This is a genomic window from Methylocucumis oryzae, from assembly GCF_000963695.1.
In the GTDB taxonomy this organism is placed as follows: Bacteria; Pseudomonadota; Gammaproteobacteria; order Methylococcales; family Methylomonadaceae; genus Methylovulum; species Methylovulum oryzae.
This window is the reverse complement of the sequence record NZ_LAJX01000256.1, coordinates 1-5,856: the sequence shown is the minus strand read 5'-3', so window position 1 is coordinate 5,856 and position 5,856 is coordinate 1. Positions and strand designations below refer to the sequence as shown.

General features: G+C 44.1%; 7 protein-coding genes and 1 pseudogene. 7 read left to right on the top strand and 1 reads right to left on the bottom strand.

Going from position 1 to position 5,856, the window contains the following annotated elements; genetic code table 11:
- Positions 1-246: 246 nt before the first annotated feature.
- The gene (locus VZ94_RS19355; protein ID WP_045780493.1) at positions 247-819 is read right to left on the bottom strand and encodes a beta-class carbonic anhydrase; all 573 of its coding nucleotides are present in this window, start codon (positions 817-819) and stop codon (positions 247-249) included.
- 181 nt (positions 820-1,000) lie between these two features.
- Between VZ94_RS19355 and VZ94_RS19350 the strand changes: the two genes are divergently transcribed.
- The 7 genes and pseudogenes from VZ94_RS19350 to VZ94_RS24755 form a co-directional block, all read left to right on the top strand.
- Positions 1,001-2,467 carry an NAD(P)H-hydrate dehydratase gene (locus VZ94_RS19350; protein ID WP_045780492.1) on the top strand — a complete coding sequence of 489 codons (1,467 nt, stop codon included), beginning with the start codon at positions 1,001-1,003 and terminating at the stop codon, positions 2,465-2,467.
- A gap of 14 nt (positions 2,468-2,481) precedes the next feature.
- Positions 2,482-2,910, top strand: coding sequence for a tRNA (adenosine(37)-N6)-threonylcarbamoyltransferase complex ATPase subunit type 1 TsaE (gene tsaE / locus VZ94_RS19345; RefSeq protein WP_045780491.1), 429 nt, complete (start codon positions 2,482-2,484; stop codon positions 2,908-2,910).
- A 70-nt stretch (positions 2,911-2,980) separates the two neighbouring features.
- Positions 2,981-3,586, top strand: a complete 606-nt coding sequence (locus tag VZ94_RS24765) for an AMIN domain-containing protein (RefSeq protein ID WP_082081838.1) — start codon at positions 2,981-2,983, stop codon at positions 3,584-3,586.
- On the top strand, positions 3,586-3,687 hold the full coding sequence (locus tag VZ94_RS31190; protein ID WP_275575333.1) for an N-acetylmuramoyl-L-alanine amidase: 102 nt from the start codon (positions 3,586-3,588) through the stop codon (positions 3,685-3,687). Before VZ94_RS24765 ends, VZ94_RS31190 begins: the two co-directional genes overlap by 1 nt.
- A 26-nt stretch (positions 3,688-3,713) precedes the next feature.
- The gene (locus VZ94_RS24760; protein WP_275575332.1) at positions 3,714-4,292 is read left to right on the top strand and encodes an N-acetylmuramoyl-L-alanine amidase; all 579 of its coding nucleotides are present in this window, start codon (positions 3,714-3,716) and stop codon (positions 4,290-4,292) included.
- Positions 4,293-4,308: 16 nt separating this feature from the next.
- On the top strand, positions 4,309-4,950 hold the full coding sequence (tfpZ, locus tag VZ94_RS19330; protein WP_052700762.1) for a TfpX/TfpZ family type IV pilin accessory protein: 642 nt from the start codon (positions 4,309-4,311) through the stop codon (positions 4,948-4,950).
- A 712-nt stretch (positions 4,951-5,662) separates the two neighbouring features.
- Positions 5,663-5,856, top strand: a pseudogene (locus VZ94_RS24755) (sugar phosphate nucleotidyltransferase); the annotation flags it as partial.

Genomic DNA, 5,856 nt, shown 5'->3' with positions numbered 1-5,856 from the left:
GGTAAGGGGATTCGCCGATAGGCAATCTACCATTTCGAGGCGAGCCGATGACGGCTTGCTATCGCGAAACCGTCCTACGGAAGAATATTTCACAAAACACAACTCATTGATTATATTGTTATATTCCTTAGCTTAATGGCAGTGACGCAGAGGGGGAACTAAAAATGATTTTTTGGGTGCATGGAATGCACTTGTTTGATTAAGCCCCAACATGCTTAAACACGCGCTGGGGCTTAAGTGTGTTCATCAACGTCCAGCAGCGCTGGCTTCAGGTACTTCTAGTAAACGTCCTGAGCGTACATCATAAATATAGCCATAGACCGGTATTTCAGTGGGTACTAGGGGATGGGATTTTATTCTGACAACATCTTCTAACACGCTTTGGGCTTGGTTTTTTATTGTTAGCCAATTAATATAACGCCCCTCATGTGAGCCTGGTCCTTCACAGCAATCGTGCCAGCCGTCAGCATCAACACTTGCTGTTTTCAAGCTACTGCTGAGCAAGTCACTCATAATGTCATTAGTAAACGTTTCCATGCCGCAATCGGTATGATGAATGACAAACCATTCACGCGTACCTAGTAATTTATATGAGATGACTAATGACCTTATCGCATCATCACTGGCTCTACCACCCGCATTACGGATAACATGGGCGTCACCTTCAGTTAAACCGGCGAATTTAGCCGGGTCTAGTCTTGCATCCATGCAGGTTAAAATAGCAAAACGCCGACCGGGTGGCATTGGCAAATCGCCTTTGTCAAATTCAGAGGCGTAGTCTCGGTTAGCCATTAAAACTTCATTTAATACGGAATTCATGCGCAATCCTCGTAAATGTTATTATTGATTTTTATGGCTACACTCATTAGTAGGGACAGGGTGTTTACGTTGGTAGCCATTTTTTATAAAGCCCGGCAAAGGCTAGAAAGCCTCTGTCGGTGTTAGGTACTTTACCATATCTCCATTCCGCTAAGCCATTTCTATGAGTTTTTGCAACAGTATGTCTTCATTTGAGAATCAATTGTATAGCGCAGAGGCGATTAAGGCCTTGGAGCGCTATGTTATCGAGGTGTTACAGATTCCCAGTAGCGAGTTAATGAACCGAGCAGGAACTGAAGCGTGGCAGGTATTAATTAGGCATTGGCCCACATGTAAGCGTTTAGCCGTATTTTGTGGTGGCGGCAATAATGCTGGGGATGGTTATGTGGTCGCTTGGCTAGCTAAATCGGCGGGGTTAGACGTGGTGGTGTATGCGTTGACGGCTCCGGAGCGTCTTAGCGGCGATGCGCTTACTATGTATACGCGCTACTGTCAGGCCGGTGGGGTTACTGAGGCTTATTCGTCGTCAAGCCTTGTTCAGGCAGAGCTTATTGTCGATGCATTATTCGGCACGGGTTTAAATAAACCGGTGACTGGACTTTATGCCGAGGCTGTTCAAGCAATTAATGCGCTTGCCGTGCCGGTATTAGCGCTTGATATACCCTCAGGTTTACATGCAGATACGGGAATGGTTTTAGGCTGTGCCGTTAAAGCGGCGGTCACTGTGACGTTTATCGGTATTAAACAAGGTTTAGTAACGGGGGATGCAGGTGATTATTGCGGGCAGTTGCATTGTGCTGCGTTATCAGTACCTGATGAGGCGTTTGCGCAAATTAAAAGCTCTGCTCACCAGGTGGTGCAGCCTAAGTCTTGGCCTAAACGTTTGCGTAACAGCCATAAAGGTCATTATGGTCATGTACTCGTTGTTGGCGGTGAGGTAGGTTATACCGGTGCTGCTAAACTAGCGGGCACGGCGGCGTTAAGAATCGGGGCTGGACTAGTCAGTATCGCGACAAAAACAGCTCATGCAGCGATGCTGAATATAGACCAGCCAGAGTTAATGTGTCACGGTGTTGATAATGGCTTAGCGTTACAAAAGCTACTTGAAAACAAAGACGTGCTGGTGTTCGGGCCAGGTTTAGGTCGTAGTGCTTGGGCCAAAGACCTGTTCAGTGCAGCTATGTCTGCCAATATACCTATGGTGGTCGATGCCGATGGTTTAAACCTGTTAGCGGAGTCACCGTTAAATAAGCCTCAATGGGTGTTAACGCCGCATCCGGGTGAAGCGGCGCGTTTATTGGGTTGTACTACTAAAGTAATTCAGCAAAATCGTTATCAAGCGGTTTCAGCATTACAAGCGACTTATGGCGGTGTTGTGCTATTGAAAGGTTTTGGTACGCTTATCGCTTCGGAGGGCGATATTGCGGTAGTGAATTCAGGTAATCCGGGCATGGCGTCAGGCGGTATGGGTGATGTGTTAGCCGGTGTTATCGGCGGGTTGTTAGCTCAAGGTTTACCTGCTTGGGAAGCTGCACAACAAGGTGCGTTGATGCATGGTTTGGCAGCCGATATGGCCGTGGCGGAATATGGTGAGCGAGGTTTATTAGCCAGTGATTTATTTAACTATTTAAGACGGTTAGTCAATTAGCTTTGCGGAGAGTCATGACGGAGTTTTTAGCAGATACAGAAGCAACAGAGGCAATAGGCGCACGTTTGCTCAAGCAGTTACCAGAAAAAAGCGTGGTTTTTTTACACGGTGATTTAGGGGCTGGTAAAACAACATTAGTGCGAGGGTTTTTACGTGCGTTAGGTTATAACGGTGCGGTGAAAAGTCCGACCTATACGTTAGTTGAGCAATACGACGTGAGCGGTAAGCAGGTGTGTCATTTTGATTTATATCGCTTAAACAGCCCGGAAGAAATGGAATATTTAGGTTTTGCCGATTATTTAGAGCAGGCCGATGTGTGTTGGATAGAGTGGCCGGAAAAAGCCTATGGCTATTTGCCTTTACCAACAGTAGAAATTTTTCTTGATTATCAAGCAACTGGTCGAGTGATACAAATACGGGGCTTAGCCAATAAAGAAATTTAATGTAGCTCTGGAAAAACAATAACATACTGCTATAATTTAAACTCATTTATAACTTATCCCGCCAACTGCTATGAACGTCTTTCAGCAAACTTTGTGTGTTATAGGATTGCAGCTATTATCGGTAGCGGTTTTTGCACAATCTGTGCATGTAAAAGACTTAATGTATTCGTCATCATCGTCTAAATCTCGGTTAAGGTTTAATGTATCAGCGTCTCCTAAGCATAGAGTATTTGTGTTAGATAAGCCCTCTCGATTAGTAATTGATATTGCTAATGCCGTATTAGACGCTAGCCCAAAACAACCTGTCGCTTCGCATCCGTTATTTGCCAAAATTAGAGCAGCGGCTAAAAATGACAACGATTTGCGTATTGTTGTTGACTTAAAAATGCCAGTGCGTGCCGAGCATTTTTCGTTAGCATCGAGCAATAAAAATAGCCGTTATTTAACTATAGACTTAACCAATAAAGTTCCACTATCCCAGTTAACGCCCGAAGTGGCGGGAGTACAAGCCTCTGCGCCTAAAGCAGCTGATGCAGATTCAACACAACCACCACGAATCAAAGCGCAGCCGCAGTTACAACAAGCTTCTGTGAGCGAGCCTATTGTCGCTGAATCTGAGCAGCCTGCTACGCTAACAGCGGTTAAAACATCGCTTAGCCCTACAAGCGCTTTGTAGTGGCTATCGATGCGGGTCATGGCGGTGATGACCCTGGCGCACACGGCGTGCAAGGCACTGAAGAGAAAGTCATTACGTTTGGCGATAGCAAAAAAAATTAGCGGCGTTAATCAGTGCGCAACCCGGTATGAAAGCTGTATTAATTCGTAAAAAAGATGTTTATATCGATTTAAGAAAACGTATGGAACTCGCTAGACAAGCGAAAGCCGAGCTATTTATTTCAATTCATGCCGATGCGTTTAAAGATACTTCGGTTCGTGGGGCATCGGTTTATACGCTATCGACGCGTGGTGCTTCTAGTGAAGCCGCGAAATGGCTGGCTGAAAGTGAAAATGCTGTTGAAGTAGGCGGAGTGAGCTTAAATGATAAAGAAGATGTGTTAGCGTCTGTGTTACTAGACTTATCGCAAACTGCAACATTACAAGCCAGCGACCATTTAGCGGCTTGTGTATTGAAGAAGTTTCAATCGATTAGTCCCATGCATAAAGATTCTGTACAAAAAGCAGGCTTTATGGTGTTAAAGTCCCCCGATATTCCATCCATTCTGGTGGAAACTGCGTTTATTTCCAATCCACTGGAAGAGCAAAATTTGCTGAGTCCCAGTTACCAAACCAAAACCGCTAGAGCGATTTTTTTAGGCATTGTTGATTATGTCAATAACAATGTTCCAGTTGAAAGTCGCGTAGCGGCGTTGTCTGAACACTGATAGGCGTTGGTCTTATATGTCATTGAAACATCGTTTGTATGCGTTTTTAATTCATTTATCCATCTCGTTTATCGTTGCTTTATGCGCGAGTTTGTTGGTGTTTTTAGTTTGGTATCCAGCACCATTGCAAGACGCTGTCGGCGTGACAAAAATCTTTTTAATGTTACTCAGTGTTGATATTGTCATTGGGCCTGTGATTACGTTTATCATTTATAGTCCAGGTAAACCTTCGCTAAAATTTGATTTATCAGTGATTGCGTTATTTCAGATTGCGGCGTTGTTATATGGTATGCATACAGTTTATTCTGGGCGGCCTGCGTTTGTGGTTTATAGCGTTGATTTATTTGAGGTGACGCGGGCGTTAGATATTGATGCAAAGAGTATGGAAAAAGCCATTGCTGAGCATAATCCTAATGTTGAGTTAGGATGGTCACCGCGTTGGGTAGGCGCTTTGCCCTCTAAAAATCGTGAGCGTAGACAGGAAATTATGTTCTCTTCTGTGCAAGGTGGGGCTGATTGGCCACAATTGCCTGAATTATATGTACCCCTGAGTGACGTTAAAACACAAATACTGACCAAGGCTAGACCATTAGCGGATTTATTAATTTTGCATCATAACAATGCTCAAGTAGACAGCTTGATAAAGCGTTTTCCCTAATAACGAGGTAAAGTGGGTGCCGTTACGCGGCAAAGTGAAAAACATGACGGTATTAGTCGATGCCAATAGCGCTGAAGTACGGGAAATTGTTGATATTGACCCTTGGAATTAAACCGGTAGGCTGACGTTGCCATTTGTTTTAATAAATTTCGGCTACACACTTTAGCAGGGACAGGGTATTTAGGGTGCAGGTGTCGGCAGCACTCTGAATATCCTGTCCCGCTACGCTGGTAGCTTAAATATCGTTCTCTAGGCATAATCGGGTCGGCACAGAATCCCGTTATTGTCTACATGCATTTTATCCCCGGTCGGCCAGTTTTTAGTTTTATCTTATCCCTGCATTATAACTCAATGCGTCATTAACCTATTTCAATTTGTCCAGACCCACTAAAAACAGTCGGTGTGTGCTCTTATTATCTGTTCAGTCGTATTTAAGCGTAATAATCTGGTCGGTCTTTGGTGATACACTAAATTAGACTGATAAATAGTGTTATTTTTCTAGGTGAGTCTTTCATAATGTTTTTTAAAGGTAGAGCGCTAAAATGAAATAGAATGGCTTGCTCTGTTTATGAATTGACTAGCAACTGCGTGTTCTAGCGTCATACGATTGAGGCTACCATCTGAACGGTGGGGGCAAACAGTAACTGATCAAATATAATTAAAAAGTCGCTTAACCAGCACACATTGATTTTAATGCTCACAGGAGATTTATATGTCAGCGTCAAACAGCTTAAGCCCCGATCCGTCCATTCAACACTTGACGCGCAATACGATTGCTTTAATTTTGGCCGGTGGTCGTGGTTCGCGTTTAATGAATATGACCGATTGGCGGGCAAAAACCTGCCGTACCGTTTGGTGGTAAATTCCGTATCATCGACTTTCCGTTGTCAAAATTGTGTTAACTCA

Coding starts and splice junctions, on each gene's coding strand:
- VZ94_RS19355 (WP_045780493.1), bottom strand. CDS start 819: ATGAATTCCGTATTAAATGAAGTTTTAATGGCTAACCGAGACTACGCC.
- VZ94_RS19350 (WP_045780492.1), top strand. CDS start 1,001: ATGTCTTCATTTGAGAATCAATTGTATAGCGCAGAGGCGATTAAGGCC.
- tsaE (WP_045780491.1), top strand. CDS start 2,482: ATGACGGAGTTTTTAGCAGATACAGAAGCAACAGAGGCAATAGGCGCA.
- VZ94_RS24765 (WP_082081838.1), top strand. CDS start 2,981: ATGAACGTCTTTCAGCAAACTTTGTGTGTTATAGGATTGCAGCTATTA.
- VZ94_RS24760 (WP_275575332.1), top strand. CDS start 3,714: ATGAAAGCTGTATTAATTCGTAAAAAAGATGTTTATATCGATTTAAGA.
- tfpZ (WP_052700762.1), top strand. CDS start 4,309: ATGTCATTGAAACATCGTTTGTATGCGTTTTTAATTCATTTATCCATC.